This window comes from Curtobacterium sp. MCPF17_021, assembly GCF_003234605.2.
In the GTDB taxonomy this organism is placed as follows: domain Bacteria; phylum Actinomycetota; class Actinomycetes; order Actinomycetales; family Microbacteriaceae; genus Curtobacterium; species Curtobacterium flaccumfaciens.
Window position 1 is genome coordinate 2,489,083 of the sequence record NZ_CP126252.1, and the last position, 20,609, is coordinate 2,509,691.

General features: G+C 72.3%; 18 protein-coding genes. 8 read left to right on the forward strand and 10 right to left on the reverse strand.

Annotated elements, in window-relative coordinates; all coding sequences use genetic code 11:
• Positions 1 to 194 precede the first annotated feature (194 nt).
• From DEJ29_RS11650 to DEJ29_RS11660, 3 genes are all read right to left on the reverse strand, one after another.
• Positions 195 to 1,898: a glycosyltransferase gene (locus DEJ29_RS11650; protein WP_146248367.1), complete on the reverse strand. Its 1,704-nt coding sequence runs from the start codon at positions 1,896 to 1,898 to the stop codon at positions 195 to 197.
• Between the two features lie 122 nt (positions 1,899 to 2,020).
• On the reverse strand, positions 2,021 to 2,884 hold the full coding sequence (gene rfbA, locus DEJ29_RS11655; RefSeq protein WP_111095391.1) for a glucose-1-phosphate thymidylyltransferase RfbA: 864 nt from the start codon (positions 2,882 to 2,884) through the stop codon (positions 2,021 to 2,023).
• Positions 2,885 to 2,894: 10 nt separating this feature from the next.
• Positions 2,895 to 3,503 (reverse strand): dTDP-4-dehydrorhamnose 3,5-epimerase family protein, encoded by a 609-nt coding sequence (locus DEJ29_RS11660; protein ID WP_111095390.1) that lies wholly within the window; start codon positions 3,501 to 3,503, stop codon positions 2,895 to 2,897.
• Positions 3,504 to 3,588: 85 nt separating this feature from the next.
• Here DEJ29_RS11660 and DEJ29_RS11665 point away from each other — a divergent pair, with 85 nt between their 5' ends.
• The 6 genes from DEJ29_RS11665 to DEJ29_RS11690 all read left to right on the forward strand — a co-directional run bounded on the left by DEJ29_RS11665 (position 3,589) and on the right by DEJ29_RS11690 (position 10,865).
• Complete coding sequence (locus tag DEJ29_RS11665) at positions 3,589 to 4,530, forward strand: glycosyltransferase family 2 protein (protein ID WP_071406435.1); 942 nt, start codon at positions 3,589 to 3,591, stop codon at positions 4,528 to 4,530.
• Complete coding sequence (locus tag DEJ29_RS11670) at positions 4,520 to 6,079, forward strand: ArnT family glycosyltransferase (protein WP_111095389.1); 1,560 nt, start codon at positions 4,520 to 4,522, stop codon at positions 6,077 to 6,079. The genes DEJ29_RS11665 and DEJ29_RS11670 overlap by 11 nt, the downstream gene beginning before the upstream one ends.
• Complete coding sequence (locus tag DEJ29_RS11675; protein WP_111095388.1) at positions 6,076 to 7,686, forward strand: glycosyltransferase family 39 protein; 1,611 nt, start codon at positions 6,076 to 6,078, stop codon at positions 7,684 to 7,686. The genes DEJ29_RS11670 and DEJ29_RS11675 overlap by 4 nt, the downstream gene beginning before the upstream one ends.
• The gene (gene rfbB / locus DEJ29_RS11680; protein ID WP_071406432.1) at positions 7,683 to 8,669 is read left to right on the forward strand and encodes a dTDP-glucose 4,6-dehydratase; all 987 of its coding nucleotides are present in this window, start codon (positions 7,683 to 7,685) and stop codon (positions 8,667 to 8,669) included. The genes DEJ29_RS11675 and rfbB overlap by 4 nt, the downstream gene beginning before the upstream one ends.
• Before the next feature lie 11 nt (positions 8,670 to 8,680).
• Positions 8,681 to 9,532, forward strand: a complete 852-nt coding sequence (gene rfbD, locus DEJ29_RS11685; RefSeq protein ID WP_111046857.1) for a dTDP-4-dehydrorhamnose reductase — start codon at positions 8,681 to 8,683, stop codon at positions 9,530 to 9,532.
• 190 nt (positions 9,533 to 9,722) lie between these two features.
• A complete protein-coding gene (locus DEJ29_RS11690) occupies positions 9,723 to 10,865 on the forward strand; it encodes a glycosyltransferase family 4 protein (RefSeq protein ID WP_111095387.1) in 1,143 nt (380 codons plus the stop codon).
• A 13-nt stretch (positions 10,866 to 10,878) separates the two neighbouring features.
• On the opposite strand, the gene DEJ29_RS11695 is transcribed toward DEJ29_RS11690, so the two are convergent.
• The 6 genes from DEJ29_RS11695 to DEJ29_RS11720 form a co-directional block, all read right to left on the reverse strand.
• Entirely contained in the window at positions 10,879 to 11,646 is a 768-nt protein-coding gene (locus DEJ29_RS11695) for a family 16 glycosylhydrolase (RefSeq protein WP_110863316.1), read from the reverse strand.
• A 236-nt stretch (positions 11,647 to 11,882) separates the two neighbouring features.
• Entirely contained in the window at positions 11,883 to 12,155 is a 273-nt protein-coding gene (locus DEJ29_RS11700) for a hypothetical protein (RefSeq protein WP_111095386.1), read from the reverse strand.
• Between the two features lie 40 nt (positions 12,156 to 12,195).
• A complete protein-coding gene (gene purE, locus DEJ29_RS11705) occupies positions 12,196 to 12,663 on the reverse strand; it encodes a 5-(carboxyamino)imidazole ribonucleotide mutase (protein WP_111093363.1) in 468 nt (155 codons plus the stop codon).
• 54 nt (positions 12,664 to 12,717) lie between these two features.
• Complete coding sequence (locus DEJ29_RS11710; RefSeq protein WP_111095385.1) at positions 12,718 to 13,815, reverse strand: glycosyltransferase family protein; 1,098 nt, start codon at positions 13,813 to 13,815, stop codon at positions 12,718 to 12,720.
• A gap of 217 nt (positions 13,816 to 14,032) precedes the next feature.
• A complete protein-coding gene (locus DEJ29_RS11715; RefSeq protein WP_111095384.1) occupies positions 14,033 to 15,688 on the reverse strand; it encodes a glycoside hydrolase family 6 protein in 1,656 nt (551 codons plus the stop codon).
• Positions 15,689 to 15,910: 222 nt separating this feature from the next.
• On the reverse strand, positions 15,911 to 17,047 hold the full coding sequence (locus DEJ29_RS11720; RefSeq protein WP_111022330.1) for a 5-(carboxyamino)imidazole ribonucleotide synthase: 1,137 nt from the start codon (positions 17,045 to 17,047) through the stop codon (positions 15,911 to 15,913).
• A gap of 113 nt (positions 17,048 to 17,160) precedes the next feature.
• On the opposite strand from DEJ29_RS11720, the gene DEJ29_RS11725 reads away from it, so the two are divergent.
• Together DEJ29_RS11725 and DEJ29_RS11730 are read left to right on the forward strand one after the other, a co-directional pair.
• Positions 17,161 to 17,649, forward strand: coding sequence for a GtrA family protein (locus tag DEJ29_RS11725; RefSeq protein WP_071406423.1), 489 nt, complete (start codon positions 17,161 to 17,163; stop codon positions 17,647 to 17,649).
• Between the two features lie 15 nt (positions 17,650 to 17,664).
• Positions 17,665 to 19,221: a DUF2142 domain-containing protein gene (locus tag DEJ29_RS11730; protein ID WP_111095383.1), complete on the forward strand. Its 1,557-nt coding sequence runs from the start codon at positions 17,665 to 17,667 to the stop codon at positions 19,219 to 19,221.
• A 290-nt stretch (positions 19,222 to 19,511) separates the two neighbouring features.
• On the opposite strand, the gene DEJ29_RS11735 is transcribed toward DEJ29_RS11730, so the two are convergent.
• Positions 19,512 to 20,543 carry a lysylphosphatidylglycerol synthase domain-containing protein gene (locus DEJ29_RS11735; protein ID WP_111029461.1) on the reverse strand — a complete coding sequence of 344 codons (1,032 nt, stop codon included), beginning with the start codon at positions 20,541 to 20,543 and terminating at the stop codon, positions 19,512 to 19,514.
• Positions 20,544 to 20,609: the final 66 nt, after the last annotated feature.

Genomic DNA, 20,609 nt, shown 5'->3' on the forward strand with positions numbered 1-20,609 from the left:
CCCCGACTCCTCGGGGCGCAACGACCGCAGCGGGGCGCGCACATCGGTCGCGGGTTCGGAGGCCCCGGTTCGACCGCGTTCCGCACAACCGAAGTGCACGCGAACCGCGGGATTGCGCGGCTCGAACACACTTTGGTTGTGCGGAGCGTCGCGCGGCGGGGACGCGGGCAGCGGGTGGCGACGGCGTCGGCGGGTCAGGGGTGCAGGCGCGCGCGCGACGCGCGGGCCGCCGCCAGCAGCACGGCAGCGCGGGCGTCGAAGGAGTGCTCGGCGGCGATGCGCTCGGCCACGGCGGCACGCTCGGCAGCCGACGGCCACGAGCGCGCCGGGTCGAGCAGGTCGGCCAGCTCGTCGCGGGAGCCCGCCACCTCGAGGGTCGGGACGTCCAGCACGTCGGACAGCCCGGCCACCGGGTCGGTCACGACGACTCCCCCGGACGCCAGCACGTCGAACACCCGGTTGGACACGAAGCCCCCGGCGGCCATGTCGGGCCAGTGGTCGTTGAGCACCACACGCGCCGAGGCGTAGGCCGCCGCGACCTCGGCCCGGGTCAGCGACGGTTCGCCGAGTGACTCCGCGGGGACGACCTCGTCCCACCCCGGACCGTGCACGCGCAGGTCGGCACCGAGCGCGACCGCGTCGGACACGATGGGTCGCGCGGCACCGCGAGTCGAGCCGACGAACACCGCGTGGTCGGCATCGGGGCTCGTCGCCGTGCGCGCGCCCGGGTGGAACACCGCCGGCTCGGTCGCCTGCAACAGGGTCCGGACCGGCACGCCCGCACGCGCAGCAGCGGCGGCTGCCCACACCGGTCCGGCCGCGAAGGCCGCGTCGAACGACCGCAGTTCGGCGTCGGCGACGTCGTCGGGGTGGCTGATCACCCAGAGCAGGTTCACCGACGCCGGGTTCGGCGGCACCCGGTCGAGGCCCCGGATCACCAGCGTGACGTCGTCCGAGGCATCGTCGGCCCGCACGTGGGCGTCGCGTCGGTCGATCCGGACGCGCTGCCCCAGCCGCTCGAGTGCCCCGGCGAGCTCGGCGGCGAAGTGCACGTCGCCCCAGCCGTCGCCCTCCGGCCCGGCGGGCGCAGCGATCTTGAGCGACCAGGTGAGGTGTTCGGCGTCACCGCCGGTCACGCGCGCGGCCGGGGCCACCGGCCGGGCACCCCAGGGCGGCAGGGGCGGTCCGGTGACGACACCGTCGCCCTCGGACGCGCGGTCGCGCCAGGCGGTGAACGCGTCGACGGTCGCGGCGTCGACGGTCCGACCGGCCTCGACCGAGCGAGTCGCCTCGCCGACGACGCGCACGGCTCCGCCATCGGCATCGGCGACCGCGCGGCTCCAGGCCGTCAGGGTCATGCGTTCGTCCGGGAGGCACGGTGCCGGCACCAGCGCCGCCCCCGGCACCGAGAGCACCGGCTGGTCCGCCGCGAAGACGGTGTCGACGTCGGTCACGGCGTCGACGCGGTCGTCCGACCACGGCAGGGCACCGGGCCGCAGCAGCCGAGCGCCGGAGCGGAAGGTGCCGTCCGGCATCCGGACCCGGGCCTGCGCGACCGAGCCCGCCGCCGCGAGGGCGTGCAGCGCCGGCACGTCGACCGACACCGAGGTGTCGACCACCACGAGCGTCCGGCCCACACCGGCTGCGACCCCGGCGTTGATCGCCGAGCCGAGGCCGCCGACGGGTTCCGGTCGGACCCACGGCAGGCGACGGCCGAACGGGTCGACCGGCGACGCGTCCGCGACGTAGCTCACGGCCCGGACGTCGACCCCACGACCGAAGGCACCACGGGCGACCGACACGAGCCGGCCGACCTCGGCGTGCCGGTCCGAACGGGTCGTGACGAGCACCGTGACGTCCTGGTCGAGCCGCGGCAGCGGGTCCGGGAACCCGGTCACGGGAACGACGGACGCCGCCGTCACGGACGCGGGACGGGCCTCCTGGCCGGGGTGGCCGGAGGCCGTCGCATCCGGACGGCGGCGTCGACCGAACCAACCGGGGGCGGGGGTCACGTGCGGAGCTAGACGCCGAGGAGTCGCTGCAGGTAGACGCCGTAGCCGCCCTTGACCAGCGGCGCGGCGAGCTCGGCGAGCTGCGCGTCGTCGATCCAGCCGTTCCGCCAGGCGATCTCCTCGATGCAGCCGATCTTGAAGCCCTGACGGTCCTCGATGACCTTCACGTACTCCGACGCCTGCATCATCGACTCGAACGTGCCGGTGTCGAGCCACGCGGTGCCGCGGTCGAGGACCTGGACGCCGAGCTCGCCGGCCTCGAGGTAGCGCTCGTTGACCGTGGAGATCTCGAGCTCGCCGCGGGCGCTCGGCTCGATCGTCTTCGCGATCTCGATGACCTTGTTGTCGTAGAAGTACAGGCCGGGGACGGCGTAGTTCGACTTCGGCTCGGCCGGCTTCTCCTCGATGGAGACGGCGGTGAAGTCGTCGTCGAACTCCACGACGCCGTACGCCTTCGGGTCGGCCACGTGGTAAGCGAAGATCGTCGCGCCCTGGACGTCGGTGTTCTTCCGGAGGTTCGTGCCGAGGCCGGTGCCGTGGAAGATGTTGTCGCCGAGGACGAGGGCGACGCTGTCGTCGCCGATGAACTCCTCGCCGATGACGAAGGCCTGCGCCAGACCGTCCGGGGACGGCTGCACGGCGTACTGGATCTCCATGCCGAACGCCGAGCCGTCGCCGAGCAGGGCCCGGAACTGGTCGTTGTACTCCGGCGTCGTGATGACCAACACCTGTCGGATGCCCGCCATCATCAAGGTCGACAGGGGGTAGTAGACCATCGGCTTGTCGTAGATCGGCATGAGCTGCTTGCTGATGCCCTTGGTGATCGGCCAGAGGCGCGTGCCGGAACCGCCGGCGAGGATGATGCCCTTCATCGCTTTCCCCTTACTTCTTCGTCCGGAGCGACTCGGTGTACGCGACGCACTCGTCGTACGTCGGCAGCAGGCCCTGTGCCGCGGCTTCCTCGAGGGTGGGGGCGCTGGTGTCCTTCTCGGACAGCACCAGCTCGCCGAGGCCCTCGGGCAGGTCGAGCCCGACCGTCGGGTCGAGGATCGTGATCCCCTTCTCGCGCTCCGGGTTGTAGTGCGCGCTGACCAGGTAGTTCACGGTCGACTGGTCCTCGAGCGCGACGATCGCGTGGCCGAGCCCCTCGGACAGGTAGACGGCCTTGCGGTCGACGTCGTCGATCCGGACGGAGTCCCACTGGCCGAACGTCGGGGACCCGACGCGGATGTCGACGATGTAGTCGATGAACGCCCCGCGCACGGCGGTGACGTACTTCGCCTGGCTCGGTGCCACGAGGGCGTAGTGGATCCCGCGGGCGACACCGGCCGCGGAGATCGACATGTTCACCTGGCGGAGGTCGAGCGGGTGACCGACGGTCTCCTCGAGCACGTCGGCGCGGTACGCCTCGAGGAATGCTCCTCGTGCGTCGCCGTGCTGGACGGGCGTGAACTCCCACGCGCCAGGGATCTTCAGTTCGCGGATCTGCACCGGGGAAGCCTAGCAAGCCGTGAGTTCGCATAGGCTGTCATGGTTCTGCGCATTGCCGACTCCCGAAACGAGACCAAGCGAGCCCGTGAAGCTATTCGTCCAGATCCCCTGCCTCAACGAGGAGAACACCCTCGCCAGCGTCATCGACTCCATCCCGCGGGAGATCGACGGCATCGACGAGATCGAGATCCTGGTGATCAACGACGGCAGCACCGACCGCACCGTCGAGGTCGCCAAGGAGCACGGCGTCAAGCACTTCGTGCACCACACCACGAACATGGGCCTCGCCCGCTCGTTCCGTGACGGCGTCGACTACGCGCTGCTGCACGGTGCGGACATCGTCGTGAACACCGACGGGGACAACCAGTACCCGCAGGCGCAGATCGCCGAGCTCGTGCAGCCGATCCTCCGGAAGGAAGCCGAGATCGTCATCGGCGACCGGCAGACGCGCACCATCGAGCACTTCTCCGGCTTCAAGAAGGTCATGCAGCGCTTCGGCTCGTGGGTCGCGAGCCGCGCTGCCGGGCTCGACCTGCCCGACGCGGCCAGCGGGTTCCGCGCGTACTCGAAGTACTCGCTCATCCGCCTGAACATCGTGACGCGCTTCAGCTACTGCATGGAGACCATCGTGCAGGCCGGCTACAAGCGCCTGGCGATCGCGTCGGTGCCGATCACGACGAACCCGAAGACCCGCGAGTCGCGGCTCTTCAACAACATCTTCCAGCACATGTTCGAGTCCGGCTCGGCGATCGCCCGCGTCTACCTGATGTACCGGCCGATGGCCCTGTTCCTCTGGGTCGCCGCGGTGCTCGGTGCGCTCGGACTCTGGCCGCTCATCCGCTACCTTGTGCTCCTGGCGATGCAGACCGGCGGCAACCACCTGCAGTCGATCATCCTCGGTGTCGTCCTGCTCATCACGGCGCTCCTGTCCATAGTCATCGGCGTCGTGGCCGACCTCACCCGCCTCAACCGCACGCTGGCCGAGGAGCAGCTCGACCTGCAGAAACTGCAGCGGTATGGCGACTGACACGGCACCGGCCGTGTCGCGCTCCGACGTCCGACCCGCGGTCGGGCGGCGCGAGCGCATCCTCGTGATCGCGTTGACGGTGGCGTTCGCCGCCGTCCTCGCGGTCTGGGCCGTCGTCACCACGACGTACAAGGCCCCGGACGAGCCGACCCACGTCGACGCCGTGCTGCACCTGGCGATCGGTGACGGCTGGCCGGCACCCGGTGCGATGCACTACCTCAACGCGGTGCACGACACCCAGATCAGCAACATGCGGCAGTCGACCGACGTGAACCAGACGTGGGGCGAGCTGCTCCGCGAGTTCCCGGGCGTGCACCCGACGAGCATCGACCAGATGTCGCAGCACCCCGCCACGTACTACGCCCTGGCCGCCGGGGTCCTGCAGCTGGTGCACTTCGAGGACCTCCGCTGGGACCTCGCCGTCATGGTGCTGCGACTGTTCGACGCCCTGCTCGTCCTGCCGCTGCCGTTCCTGGCGTGGGCGACCGTGCGTCGGCTGACGCGGTCACCACGGGCCGCCCTGGTCGGCGGTGCGGCGGTGTTCGCCCTGCCCGAGGTCGCCTCGATCGGCACCTCGGTCACGAACGACGCGCTCATGCTGCCGCTGGCCGGCGCGCTCGTGTACTTCGTCGTGCGACTGCTCACGGGCGACCTGCGGGTGCGCACGACCATCTGGATCGGGCTGCTGCTCGGCGCGATGCTGCTCGTCAAGGGCACCGCGCTGCCCGCGATCCCGTTCGTGGGCATCGCCGTGATGGCCGCGGGCTGCACCCGGGCGACCGTCTGGCGGAACGCGCTCCGGACGCTGTGGACCCTGGGGCTCGCCGCCGTCGTCGGTGGCTGGTGGTGGCTGCGCAACATCCTCGTGTACCGCGACATCCAGCCGGACGGCATGGCCGGCGCACGTCCGCCGATGCCGTTCCCGGCCGGCACCGCCGCCAGCCCCGAGGTGTTCCTCCGCGACTACTGGAACGGCGTCACCCGGACCTTCTGGGGCAGCGTCGGTGGTCTCACCCAGTTCCAGCTCGCCCAGGTCCTGATCGACGGGCTGACCATCGCGTCGCTCGTCGGCATCGTCGTCTGGGGCTTCCGCCGCGGCCCGTCGCTCCGCCCGGCGATCGTGCTGGCGTCGTTCCCCGTCATCCTCATCGCCCTGCACCTGCAGAGCGGGTGGGGCGGGTACGTCCGGAGCACCATCGTCGCGGGTACCCAGGGGCGCTACTACTACCCCACGCTCATCGCCCTCATCGCCCTCAGCGCCCTCGCCTGGCGCCGGGTCACCGTGACGGCAGCCGGCACCACCCGGCTCGCCGTCGGGATGTCGATCGCGGCGATGGCCATCGCGCTGTACGGCGTCGTCTACGCGCTGCGGGCCTTCGGGCGCGACGCCGCCTTCTGGGTCGACGAGTTCGCGGTCGGCCGGTTCGACCGCTACGGCATGGCCCCCGCCGGCACGAACTTCACCCTCGTCGCCGTCGCCGCGGTCGCTCTGACCTTCACCGCCGTGCTGCTCGTCCGGTTCATGCGCCGTCCGGAGGTCCCCGCGTGAGCGCCCCGCGACCGCTCGTCGGCCGGCACGAGTGGGTCCTGCTCGGCACCGTGACGCTGGCCTGGCTCGCCTTCCTGCTGACCTTCGCCCTGGTCACCCCGGCCTTCGGGGCACCCGACGAGCCCGCACACGTCGACGCCGCGTTCCGCCTCGCGCTCGGACTCGGCTGGCCGCACGGCGGCGAGATGCACTACCTCGCCGCCGTGCGGCAGATCGTCGAGCACCCGGCACCGGCCGTCGACCGCCCCACGGTCGACGCGCTGCTGGCGGCGGTGCCCGGGGACTCCCCCGCGATCGACCCGATGTCCCAGAACCCGCCGACGTACTGGTTGGTGGCCGCCGGGATCCTGCGCGTCATCCGGTTCGGCTCGCACGACTGGGCGACCTCGGTGCTCGTGCTCCGCGTGTTCGACGTGCTGCTCGTCACCGCGCTGCCGGTCCTGGTCTGGGCGACGGTCCGTCGGGTGACCCGCTCGCCCCGCACCGCACTCGTCGCCCCGGTCCTGCTCTTCGCCGTCCCGCAGCTGGCGCAGGTCACCTCCGGCGTCACGGTGTGGGCACCGGTCGTCCTGCTCGGCGCCGTGCTCATCTGGCTGAGCGCACGCGTGCTGACCGGCGACCGTTCGTGGTGGACCACCGCCGGGCTCGCCGTCGCCGTCACCGGACTGGCGGCCCTGAACGCGCTGGGGCTCCTGGCGATCCCGTTCGTCGTCCTCGTGTCCGCCCTGGCACCGGGCCGGACGTGGGGCCGCCGGGGCCTGCACGCCGGCGTGGTCGTCCTCGCTGCCGTCGCCGTGTCCGGCTGGTGGTGGGTGCGGACGCTGCTCGTGAGCGGGACGCTCCTGCCCGACGCCCTGCGCGCCGTCACGACCGTGCAGCCGTACCCGCCGGGCGGTGCGAACCCCGGGGCGTTCGCCGGGCGCCAGTGGGACGGTCTGACCGCCTCGTTCTTCGGCGCACTCGGTGCGAACCAGTGGCCGTTGCCGGCGATGGTCATCGACACGCTCGCGGTCGTCGGACTGGCCGTCATCGGGTGGTCGTACGCCCGCCGGGCTCCGGGCCGCCGGGTGACCACGATCCTGCTCGTCTGGCCGACGGTCGTCCTCGTCGCCACCCTCGCCTACAACTGGCGGAACTACCTCGGCACGCACCAGGGCAACGGGCTGCAGGGCCGGTTCCTGTTCGTCGCGGTCGTCGCGCTCGTGCTCGCCCAGGCGGTCGCGTGGCACGCCCTCGTCGTCCGTCCGGAGCTCCGCCGACGCCTGGCCCGGCTCGCGGTCGTCGGTTCGCTCGCGATCGGCACGTACGGCATCGGCCTGACCTACCGCGGCGGGTGGGAGAACACGCAGTTCCGCATCACGCCCGGCGGGATCTCCGCGATGGCCGGCGGCGCGGTCGCCGGGCCGTTCGCGATCCTGCTGGTCGCAATCGTGTTCGCGGCCGCCGCCGTCGCGACCGTCGTCCTGGTGTGGCGGACCGTCGCCGAGCCGGGAGCACCCGCCACCGCCGCCGAGCCCGCCGACGCCGCCGAGCCCGCCGACCCCACCAGCGGCCCGCTAGAATCGCCGCCGACCCACGAACCGACCGTCAGGAAAGAGAACTCGTGAAGATCCTCGTCACCGGAGGAGCCGGCTTCATCGGCTCGAACTTCGTCCGCCGCACGCTGGAGGACGCGTACCCCGGCCTCGAGGGCGCCGAGGTCGTCGTCTACGACGCACTGACCTACTCCGGCAACGAAGCGAACCTCGCCCCGGTCGCCGACTCCCCCCGCTACACCTTCGTGCACGGCGACATCCGCGACGCCGCGAAGCTCGACGAGGTCGTCCCGACCGTCGACGCCATCGTGCACTTCGCCGCCGAGTCCCACGTCGACCGCTCGGTCCGTGACTCCGGCATCTTCGTCGAGACCAACGTCGTGGGCACCCAGCGCCTGCTCGACGCCGCCCTCCGCCACGGCACCGAGCGGTTCGTGCACGTCTCCACCGACGAGGTCTACGGCTCCATCAGCGAGGGCTCGTGGGACGAGGAGCGCCCGCTCGAGCCGAACTCGCCGTACTCGGCGTCGAAGGCCGGCAGCGACCTGCTCGCCCGCAGCTACCACCGCACGCACGGGCTGAACCTCTCGATCACGCGCTGCTCGAACAACTACGGGCCGTACCACTTCCCCGAGAAGGTCATCCCGCTCTTCGTCACCAACCTCATCGACGACGTGCACGTGCCGCTGTACGGCGAGGGCAACAACATCCGCGACTGGCTGCACGTCGACGACCACACCCGTGGCATCGCGATGGTCCTGACCCGTGGCCGCGCCGGCGAGATCTACAACATCGGCGGGGGCACCGAGCTGACCAACAAGGAGCTCACGCAGCTGCTGCTCGACGCGACCGGCAAGGACTGGTCGTACGTCGACCGCGTCGCCGACCGTCTCGGCCACGACCTGCGCTACTCGGTCGACATCTCGAAGATCCAGGCCGAGCTCGGCTACGAGCCGCTCGTGCCGTTCGAGCAGGGCCTGGCCGACGTCGTGCAGTGGTACCGCGACAACCGCGCCTGGTGGGAGCCGCTCAAGCAGCGTGCGGCCCTGAGCTGAACCGGCACACCGTGACCAGGTACCTCATCACCGGCGCCGCCGGCATGCTCGGCCAGGACCTCCAGGCCGCACTCGCCGGCCGCGACGTCACCGCGCTGTCGCGGGCGGACCTCGACATCACCGACCCGGCCGCGGTGGACGCCGCCGTCGCCGGGCACGACGTCGTGATCAACTCGGCCGCCTACACGAAGGTCGACGACGCGGAAGACCACGAGGACGACGCCCACGCGGTCAACGCGACGGGGCCGAAGCTCCTGGCCGAGGCCGCGGTCCGCCACGGCGCGAAGCTCGTCACCGTGTCGACCGACTACGTCTTCGACGGCAACGGCACCGCGCCGTACGCCGAGGACGCCCCGACCGACCCGATCAACGCCTACGGCCGCACCAAGGCCGCCGGCGAGGCGTACGTGCGCGCGATCGCCCCGGACACCTCGTACGTCGTCCGCACCGCGTGGATCTACGGCGCACACGGGCCGAACTTCGCCGCGACGATGCTCCGGCTCGCGGGGTCGCACGACACCGTCAGCGTCGTCACCGACCAGGTCGGCCAGCCGACGTGGACGGGCGACCTCGCCGCGCGGATCGTCGAGCTCGTCGACGGGGACGCCCCCGCGGGCATCTACCACGGCACGAACGCCGGCCAGGGATCCTGGTTCGACTTCACGCAGGCCATCTACCGCGAACTCGGGCTCGACCCGGAGCGCGTGCTGCCCACCGACAGCGCCGCCTTCGTCCGGCCGGCGCCGCGCCCGGCGTACAGCGTGCTCGGCCACGACGGCTGGTCGCGCGCCGGACTCGCGCCGATGCGCGACTGGCGCGACGCGTTGCACGCTGCGGTCGCGGCGGGTGCGCTGACCGCGTAGGCACGGCTCTCGCCCGGGAGGCGCGGGTCGGGTTCCGCACACCGCGGACCCGACCCGCGCCTCCTGTCCGACCACCGACCGCGCCCAGGGGGCGCCGGGACCACCCTGGTAGTGTCGGGCAGCCGAGCGCGGGGCCGGCCCTCGGCCCCCTGACCACGGGTCCACGAACCACGACGAGGAGCACAGCACCATGACCACCCTCCACGTCATCGTCGACCAGATCGTCGCGCCCGTGCCGGGCGGCATCGGGCGCTACGCCGAGGAGCTCGCGCGACACCTCGTCGAGCACGCGCCGAGCGGCTGCGAGGTCGCGGGTGTGGTCTCCGCTGTCGGGTCCGACGAGATGGCGCACCTGCGGACGCTCCTGCCCGGACTGTCCGACCTGCAGCGACTGCCGCTGCCGCGTCGTGAGCTGTCGCTCGCCTGGCAGGGCGGGTTCGTGGGCGGCATCGCGAAGGGCATGGTGCACGCGCCGAGCGTGCTCGCACCACTGGTCAAGCACGACCGTTTCCAGGACCCGGGCCGGCAGACCGTGGTGACCGTGCACGACGTGGTGCCGTGGACCAACCCCGAGACCCTCACACCGCGCGGCGTCCACTTCCACAAGGCGATGGTGAAGCGGGCGTGGAAGCACGCCGACGCCGTCGTGGTGCCGACCCACGCCGTGGCGGGTGCGCTGAACGAGATCCACCGGTTCGACGACCGGCTCCGCGTGATCGGCGGCGCCCCGAGCGGACGCCTCCGCCTGCCCGTCGACGCCGACCTGCGCGCCGAGCGCCTCGGCCTGCCCGACCGCTACGTGCTCGCGGTCGGCACGCTCGAGCCGCGCAAGGCCCTCGCGTCCCTGATCGAGGCGATGGCCCACCCCGACGCCCCCAGCGACGTGCCCCTGGTCATCTCCGGCCCGGACGGCTGGGGCGACGTCGACGTGTACGGCACCGCGGAGCGCGCGGGCCTGTCGCGCGACCGGGTGAAGGTCCTCGGCCGCATCGACGACGCGGACCTCGCGGTGGTCTACGACCGTGCGACGGTGTTCGTGTTCCCCAGCCTCGCCGAGGGCTTCGGCCTGCCCGTGATCGAGGCGATGAGCTTCGGCACCCCGGTGATCCACTCCGACGACCCCGCCGTGGCGGAGGTCGCGTCGGACGCCGGCGTCACCGTCGCCCGGTCACCGCGGGAGTCCTACCCCGCACGGATTGCACAGGCCGTCTACCAGGTCGTGAACGACCCGCAGCTCTCCAGCCGGCTGGCCGTGGCGGGGCCGGACCGTGCACGCATGTACGACTGGTCCGACTCCGCCGCGGAGACCTGGCAGCTGCACGCCGACCTCTGACGGCAGGAGCGCGTCAGCCCTTGTACGTGTAGGTGCTGACCCAGTCGATGTACAGGTGCCCCGCGTCGCCCCAGTCGCCCACCTGGAACATGTAGCGGTGCGCGGTCTTCGGCACGTGGGTCGTGATCGTCTTGATCACCTTGCCGTCGAGGCGGTACCGCACGGACTTCCCGGGCACCCACTCGATGGAGTACGTGTGCCACGAACGCCACGAGACGCCGGTGCTCAGGCTCGTCGCGTTGGCCTCCTGGCCCGCGATCATCGAGTGGTGGTGCAGCATCGGCTGCTGGTCGAAGTTGGCCTCGGGGTAGTCGATCTCCCCGTCGGCCCAGCGGTCGGACGACGGCCAGAGCATGAAGGCCGCGCCGTTGCCGGCACCGCCCGTGGCCTTGGCGCGGACGATGAACTTGCCGCCCTTGTGGCCCCAGGCTCCCGTCGGCGTGCCGAAGGTACCGGCGGCGCCGTGCTTGCCGTCGAGCTTGACGTCCATGTACCCGTTGTGCGAGCTGATCTGCGAGCCCGAGTAGTACATGCCGCCGGTCCCGTCCGGGTACGGCTGCCACGAGTTGGCGTACTTCTTGGCGAAGGCGCCCTTCGCACTGGCCGCGGTGCTGAACTGCTCGCGGAAGGTCTGCTTGAAGTTCCCGACGTCGCCGAGCGGTGCCGAGCTGGCGGTCGCTGCGGTCCCCTGACCGAGCGGTCCGGCGACGAGTGCTGCTCCGAGGAGCACGACGGCGAGTGCGGCCCTCCTGGTGGTGCGCTTCTGCATGAGGTCGGTCACTCCCTGACGTGACTGTTCGCACCCGTTCCCGTGGGTGCCGGGCCATCGGATCTCGACTGCCCGGCGTTCACGGTAGTTGCTGTCCACAATCTGCGCCTGGGGGTTGACACTTCAGCGCACCCCCAGTACACGGGGCTTGCGCGAGGATCAGCCGTCGGGCAAGAAGTCCTGGTCAGTGCGCGTGGCGCGACCGGTCACCCGTCGGATCGACCAGGGAACGTCGTCGTGCCGCCCGATCAGGGGCGGGCGCGACGACGCCGAGCGACGAGCGCGACCACGACGGTGGCCATCACCGCGACGACGGCCACGACCCCTGCGACCTCGGCGACGTGGAGCGCCGCGAACCACGAGTCGAACTGCGACTTCGTCGCCACGACGTCCGGGCCCGCCCCACGGAACCACCCCGCCACGGGGTTCATCGGACCGGCCGCGCCCGCAGCGACCACGCAGACCACCGCGGCGACCACGGCGACCGCGGAGAGGACGAGGACGGGGACGTCGCGACGCATCCCGCTACCGTAGCGCGGCTCGGACCCCGCAGCGGCGGCCTCAGAGCGAGTCGCGGAGGCGCGCCGCCTTCTCCTCGACCAGGCGCTCGAGCCCGTCGGCGTACTCGGCCAGGCGAGCGGCGACGGCCGGCTCCGAGGAACCGATGATGCGCGCGGCCAGCAGACCGGCGTTGGCGGCACCGTTGATCGCCATCGTCGCGACCGGGATCCCCGCCGGCATCTGCACGATGGAGAGCAGCGAGTCGAGGCCGTCGAGACGCGCGAGCTGCACCGGGACACCGATCACCGGGAGCGTCGTCATCGAGGCCACCATGCCCGGCAGGTGTGCCGCTCCGCCGGCCCCGGCGATGACGACCCGGATGCCACGGTCGGCGGCGCCGCGGGCGAAGCGGGTCATCTTGTCCGGGGTGCGGTGCGCCGACACGACGTCCGCCTCGAACGGGATCCCGAGTTCGGTCAGGATGTCCGCCGCGGCCCGCATGGTCGGCCAGTCGGAGTCCGACCCCATGATGATCGAGACGAGCGGCTGTGCGGGTGCGGCGGTGTCGGTCACGCGACGAGCCTAGCCGAGCAGCACGCGTCGCCAGGTGTCGCCGTCACGGCCGATCGTGCGCTCCTCGGCGACCCAGCGGGCCGCCCCCTCGTCCGCCCGGCCACGGTCGACGGCGGTCCGGACGGCGTCCCGCCACGCCTGGACGTCGTCCGGCACGGCCACGGCCCCGTGGGCCCGTGCGACGGCGTAGGACGGGCGGTCGGACACCACGGCGGACAGCCCGAGCGCGGTGTACTCGAGGAACTTCAGGTCGCTCTTCGCGCGGTTGAACTCCTCGTCGCGGAGCGGTGCGACACCCGCCCGCCAGCGCTCCCGGTGCGCCACGAGCCATCGGGAGAACGCCGGGTAGTGCCCGTCGGGGACCTCGACCCGGCGGAACCAGTCGGCACCGCCCTCGTCGGTCACCCCGATGACCTCGAGCCGGATCGGGGTGCCGTCGGCGGTGGTGAGGTCGGCGAAGACGTCACGCAGGAGCTCGAGGTCGGCGGCGTGGGTGAGCGTGCCCATGTACAGCACGCGGTGCTCCCCCGCGGTCCGCTCGTCGTCGTCCGCGGTGGGGCCGGCAGTCCAGATCGTCGGGTCGAGGGCGTTCGGCACGACGACGACGTCCCGCGCCACCGGACGGACCACGTCGGCGAGTTCGGGCGTGCTCACGACGACGGTGTCGGCACCGCGCACCAGGGCGTCGATCGAGGCGAGCCGGTCGGGGTCGTACTCGGCGCGGGCCAGACGTGCTCGTCCGGACTCGGTGAAGAAGTCGTCGTCGACCTCGGCCACGACGCGGATGCCCCGGGAGGCGGCTGCCGCCAGGAAGGGCTGCACGTCGGCACGGGGAAGGATGTCCCGCTGCACCAGGAGTGCAGCGTACGGCGCCTGGTCGGAGCCGTCGACGAACGCTGCCGGGTCCACCTGGCGCACCTCGGCGGTGCCGCTCGCAGCCAGGTGCTCGGTGCGGCGGACGACACGGACGTGTGCCGAGGCCGGGTGGGCGCCGCCACCGCCCGCGACGACGTAGCCGAGGACGGGCAGGGATGTCGGCTGTGGCGGGGCACCTGCGACGGCGCGACGCAGGCGTGCGGCGGCCCGGCGGACGAGATCACGCGGCATGCGCCCATCCTCTCGCACCTGGCACCTCGCACCGTGCGAGGTCAGTCACGAACGGTGCGGGGTTCCGTGCGCGGTGCGAGCCGCAGAGCCTCCCGCCGACGACGGAACCTCGCACCGCACGGCGAACGCCGCACGGCGAACGCCGCACGGCGAACGCCGCACGGCGAACGCCGCACGGCGAAGGCCGCACGGCGGACGCCGCACGGGCTCCGCCCCCTCAGCGCACCGTCACCGTCCGGCACGGCGACGCCTTGCGGTCCGCGCCGCTCCCGGTGTTGTGGACGATCGCGCAGACGCTGTGCTTGCCGACCGCAGCCCGGACGGTGCCCGCGAAGCCGTGCGACCCACCGGAGCCCCAGGTCGCGTCCACGTCGGCGCGCTTCCGACCGGCGTCCAGCGACGTCACCCGTTTGCCGTCGACGGTGATCGCCACCCGGCTCGCCGAGGCCACCGCGTCGCCGTCGAACGCCCAGCCGCGCACCGCGATGCCCCGGGTCACGGCCTTCGCGGACTCCAGTTCGGCGTACGGGTCGTGCCGGTAGGCGCGGGCGGTCGAGCAACCGAGCGGGGTGTCCGACCCCGCGCCGATGTTCACGGCGGTGACGCAGACGCGGCGAGCGCCGGCCGCGGTGGGCACCACGACGTCGAAGCCGTGGGTCGCGCCGACCCCGGAGCGTGCGTCGACGTCCGGCCGGTCGAGCCCGGCGGTGGTGACGCCTGCGGGGACACCGTCGACGGTGGCCCGGACCCGCACGGGCTGCGTGGGGTCGTCCTCGTCGTAGGCCCACCCGGACACGCGGACGCCGCCGCCGGTGCCGGCGACGGCCTCGAGCGTCCCGCGGGGGGTCAGGTCGGCGGCGGGCACACCCAGGCGTGCGTTCGCGACGAGGGCCTGTGCGTAGGTCGAGAACCACTTGCCGGCGGCCGGGGCCCCGTTGCAGGTGCCGTCGCTCGCGCCGGGGGTCTTGACCCACAGCAGGGCGTCGAGCGCCGTGCCGTCGGACACCACCCGGGGCGAGGTGCCGAGCCCGGCACCCGGTCCGTTGCACCAGGTGCCGCGCCAGCCCTGCCCGTTGCGTGAGGTGTCGATCACGTAGTGCGAGCCCCCGGTGGCGGCGGACACCTTCTGCGCGTAGGCCTGCTCCTGGGCGGTCGGGTAGTAGTTCGCGACGTTCGTGAAGAACCCGCGGGCCTGCTGGACGCCCGCGCTGTTCAGCCGGGACGCCATCAGCGCGGGCTGCACCCAGTTCGAGTTGCCGGCGTCCAGGTAGGCGGGGACCCCGGCGGCGGTCAGCCCGGCGACGGTGCGGGACAGGATCCGGTAGCGCTGCTCGTCGAGCGCGGTGCTGCACTTGGCGTTGCTGAGCATCGCGAGCGAGTCCGGTTCGACGATGACGGCTGCGCGGTGTCCCGCCAGCGCCGCGGTGACCTGGTCGACCCAGGCGTCGTAGGACCCCTCGTCGAAGCCGCCGGCGGAGTACCCGCCGCAGTCACGGTCGGGGATCGCGTAGAGCACGAACACGGGGGTGGTGCCGGACTGTTCGGCACCGGTGAGGGCGGTGCTGATCGTCTTGGTCAGCTGCGTCCCCTGGCTCCAGTCGCCGAGCCAGGTCGCGACGGGGTAACCGGCGATGGTCTTCGCCGCAGCGGCCCCGGCCGGGTCGGTGGCGGCCAGGGCGGCCTGCGCCTTCGCGGCCTCGCTCGTCGGCGACCGGTACGGTCCGGCGCCGTAGAGCGACGCGGACGTGGCCGAGCGGATGGTCGAGGCCGAGGTCGCCGCGGACGCGGTCGCGGTCGGCAGCAGGCCGGCGACGGCTGCGACGAGGGCGATGGCTGCGCCGCAGACGGCGGCGCGGCGCGGACGGCGGCGCATGGGGACTCCCTGGACGGTGGGCACGGACCGTTCCAGGGGAACACGCGCTCCCGGCCCCCGCCAGCCTCCCGACCGGGTGCCACCCGAGGGGGTGTCCGCAGAGCGGCCGACAAGTGTGTCCCGCAACCGTGACGGACGGGAGGCCCGTGGCGGGGTCGCCACGGGCCTCCCGTCCGTCAGCGGGTCACGTCGAGGACGCGACCCGGTGTCGCGGACACCGTCTCAGTCGTCGAAGTGCGCCGCGGCCGCGCGGGCGCGGTAGACGACGTCGTCGACGTCGTCGCCGAGCACCGTGACGTGCCCGATCTTCCGGCCGGGCCGGGGCGCCTTGCCGTAGAAGTGGTACTTCGCCTCGGGGAAGGCCTCGAGCGCTGCGGGGTACCGGGCGGCGAGGTCGCCGTCCGCGGGTCCGCCGAGCACGTTGACCATGACGGACGCGGGGGCGAACGAGCCGGTGGCCCCGAGCGGCAGGTCGAGGACGGCGCGCAGGTGCTGTTCGAACTGGCTCGTGGTGGCGCCGTCGATGGTCCAGTGCCCGGTGTTGTGCGGACGCATCGCGAGTTCGTTGATGAGGATGCGCTCGTCGTCGGTCTGGAACAACTCGACCGCCAGCACACCGGTCACACCGAGTTCCTCCGCGATGCGGACGGCGATCGACTCGGTCAGGTCGGCGATCCGGCCGGCGCTGTCCGGGGCCGGTGCGATGACCTCGGCGCAGACCCCGTCGCGCTGCACGGTCTCGACGAGCGGCCAGGCGACGACCTGCCCGGAGGGACGGCGTGCCACGGACTGCGCGAGCTCGCGGGTGAAGGGGACGAGCTCCTCGACCAGGAGGGCCTGGTCGCCGCCGGCCTCGGCCACGGCGATGAACCAGTCGTCGACGTCGGACGCGTCGGAGACGACCCGGACGCCCTTGCCGTCGTACCCGCCCCGCGGCGTCTTGACGACGGCACGGCCACCGTGGTCCGCCAGGAATGCTCGGAGGTCGTCGGGTCCCTGCACGGCGGCCCAGTCGGGCACCGGCAGTCCGAGTTCGCTCAGCCGGCGACGCATGGTGATCTTGTCCTGGGCGACGGCCAGCGCGTCCGGTCCGGGATGGACCGACACGCCCGCGTCGACCAGGCTGCGCAGGACGTCCTGCGGCACGTGCTCGTGGTCGAAGGTCACGACGTCGACCTGTCGGGCGAACTCGAGCACCGTGGCGGCGTCGTGGTAGTCGCCCTCGGCGGTGGCGGCGATCGCGGCGGACATGCCCGGCCCCTCGGCGAGCACCCGGATGTCGATCCCCAGTTCGACCGCGGCCGGCACCATCATCCGTGCCAGCTGTCCCCCACCGATGACCCCGACGCGCAACGCCATGCTGTGTGATCCTTCCGGCGCTCCCACCGTGCGGTGGGAACGCGTTGTCTACAATCGCTGTTCGGGTCGTGCTCTGCACGACCGGTCACAACTCTACGGATCCTGGAGGGCTCGTGCGGCGCCTCATCGCCCAGCTGGCACGCTTCGGCGTCGTCGGTGCCGTCGGCTTCGTCGTGGACACCACGGTGTTCAACGTGCTGCGCATCACCGTCCTGAACCCCGAGGACGTCCACTCGGGGCCGTTCTGGGCGAAGGTCATCTCCACCGTCGTGGCGATCTTCGTGAACTGGATGGGCAACCGGTACTGGACGTTCCGCGAGCAGCGTCGCGCCGTGGCCACCCGCGAGGGCATCGAGTTCGTCGTCGTGTCGCTCGGCGGCATGGTCATCGCGCTCGCCTGCCTCGGGGTGTCGCACTACGCGATGGGGCTCACCTCGGTGCTCGCCGACAACGTCGCGAACATCATCGGGCTCGTGCTCGGCACGGTCTTCCGGTTCTGGCTCTACAAGGTCTGGGTCTACCACCCCGAGCGCACGGCCACGCAGCCGGCCGCCGCGGACGAGTCGGTGTCCGACGGCCCGCGGGTCCCCCACGACGTCTGACCTAGGATCGGTGGGGTGACGGCCGAGACGACCACCATCCCCGCCCCACCCCGCACCGCGCGCTGGGAACGTGTCGCGATCGCGGTGATCACGGCGACCTTCGGGCTCTGGCTGGTGGCGTGGGCGTTGCTCGTCCCGGTGTTCGAGGCCCCCGACGAGACCGCGCACATCGACGCCGCCGTGCACGTCGCCCTCGGTGACGCCTGGGCTGCCCCCGGCGAGCTGCACGTCACCAACGCCGTGCAGGCCGCGAAGGTCGAGCAGGCGACGAAGCCGTCCGACGAGTGGTCGACGGTGAGCGAGCTGCTGCAGAACGCACCAGGACCCTCGGCGACGGTCAACCAGATGACCCAGCACCCGCCGACCGCCTACCTGGCCGGAGCCGCCGTGCTCCGGGCCGTCGACTTCGGCGAGCTCCGCTGGGACCACGCGTTCATCGCCCTCCGCCTGGCCGACGTGCTGGCCGTCACCGCGCTCCCCCTGCTCGCCTGGGCATCGGTGCGCCGGGTGACCCGCAGCCCACGCGCCGCGCTGATCGGGGCCCTCGCCGTGTTCGCGACGCCCGAGCTCGCGTCGATCGGCTCGTCGTTCTCGAACGACGCCCCGGTGCTGCTCGTCGCCGGGATCGTCGTCTGGCTCGCCACCCGTCTGCTCACCGGCGACACCCGCTGGCGCACCACGATCGCACTGGCTGTCGTGCTCGGGGCCCTGGTCTGGATCAAGGGCACCGGGTTGCCGGCGGTGCCGTTCGTCGCGGTGGTGGTGCTGTTCGCCGGCGCCGGGGTGCTGTCCCTGCGGCAACGGATCGTCCGCACGGTCGTCACGATGGCGGTCTCCGGAGGCATCGGTGCCTGGTGGTGGCTGCACAACCTCGTGTCGTACGGCCGGATCCAGCCGAACGGCTACACGGCCATGCGGCCCCCGAAGGACTTCCCGCCGGGCGAGAGCCCCACGCTCGGACACTTCCTCGACGTCAGCTGGGGCACCCTGTCGCGCACGTTCTGGGGCAGCTTCGGCGGTCGGGCCCAGGTGACCATCGGCGACCTGTTCACCGCCGTCCTGACCCTCGTCGCCCTCGTGGTGCTCGTCGGCTGGGCGTTCCGCCGGGGCCCGGACCTGCGGGTGGCCCTGTGCCTCGCGGTGTTCCCGGCGCTCCTGATCGGCATCCAGAACCGCACGAGCGCGCACTCGTACCTCACCACCACCGAGGTCGCCGCCACCCAGGGCCGGTACTACTTCCCCGCGATCGTCTGCCTGATCGTGCTGAGCGCGCTCGCGTGGCGACGACTGGTGCCGGCCGGCCGGGCACGCACCTGGGCCGCGGTGGCGCTGGCCGTCGTGCTGCCCGCGGTGGGCGTGTACGGCTTCGCGGTGGCGTCGGCCTGGTTCTGGAACGCGGCGCTGTTCCCGGTGACCGGCCGCGGGCTGCTGCGGTACTCCGAGATCGGGCCGGTGCCACCCGCGGTGCTCGTCGTCGTCGTGGCCCTGGTCGCGGTGGGGCTCGTCGCGTCGGTCGTGCAGGTCGCGCGCGCCGACCGTCGGACCCTGGCGACGACGGTTCCCGTCCGCTGACACGCCCGGCTGCGGAGCGCCGCGGTGGCACGACGTGCCGCAGGCGGCGCCGAGGGGTCGCGAACTGTCGGCAGGCGAGGCCGCAGACGACACTTCGTGACCCCTCGGCGGACGGCGCGCGGCGTGCGGTGGGCGCACCCACGAGACGGACGGGAGGCCCGGTGCCAGCTGGCACGGGCCTCCCGTCCGTCGTCACGCGCGACCGGTGCCCCACTCCGTGAGCAGGAATGGTCGGGTCCGTCATCCGGACCCGACCATTGCTGCTCACGAAGCGACGCGCGCGACGCGCGTCAGGCGGCGGGGACGCCGCCCTCGACCGCGGAGGGGTCGTCGGTCGGGCGGTTGCGCCGGAACCACGTCGGGGCCGCGGCGCAGAGCAGGAAGAGTCCGTCGACCGCGAGGCTCCAGACACGGGTGACGACGACCACGACCAGTGCGATGGGCGCCGGCATGACGAGCGCGAGCAGGAGGGCCTGCACGCCCTCGCGGACGCCGAGCCCGCCGGGGGCGAAGACGGCCAGCATGCTGATCGCCGAGGCCATGCTCGCGGCACCGATCACGAAGGCCGCGTCGGTGAGCTTCAGCGACGGGTACACGCCGAGGGTGATGAAGTAGTACGCCGTGCCGGACAACACCGCACCCGCGACGTAGAGCCCGGCTCCGCCGAGGACCGTGCCGAGGTTCGGACGGACGTCGGCCTCGAGCGGCTTGCGACGCAGGATCTTCAGCGCGATCCCGATCAGGAACACGAACACGCGCGGGATCAGGCAGACGACGCAGCCCACGAACGCCGCGATCATCAGGACGATGAGCCACGGGTCGAGGTTGTGCGTCCGCGGGTCGATGAGCAGCAGCACGAGCGCCAGGGCCAGGGTGGCGGCGATCTGCAGCGCACCTTCCAGCAGGCCGCTGACGCCGAGGCGGGCCTTCGAGACGCCGTGCTTCGAGGCGAAGTAGACCTTGCCGATGATCCAGGTCGCGGCACCGGGGATGTAGCGGCCCATCCAGGACTTCGCGTACACGTAGGTCAGGGTGACGCCGCTGCCCTTGAGCCCGGTCGCGCCGAGCCGTCGCAGCAGGTAGAACCAGATGCCGACGCCCCAGTACCGGAAGCCGAGGCTGATCACCGTCGCGAGGATCACCCACGACCACTGCCAGTCGAGCCCGGCGAGCTGTCCCCAGTCGACGCTCCGGACGTACAGCACGAGGAACACCGCGAGCAGGACGTAGAAGGCGATGGGGATCGCCTTGCCGAGGAACCGTCGTCGCTTCGACGGACGCTTCCCCTCGGGCGCGGGGGTGTCGCTGGTGCTTGCGGACAAACGGGTCTCCTGCTCAGGTCACGGGCTCAGGTCATGGTAGACGCTGGGGCGGGCCGCTCCCTGCGG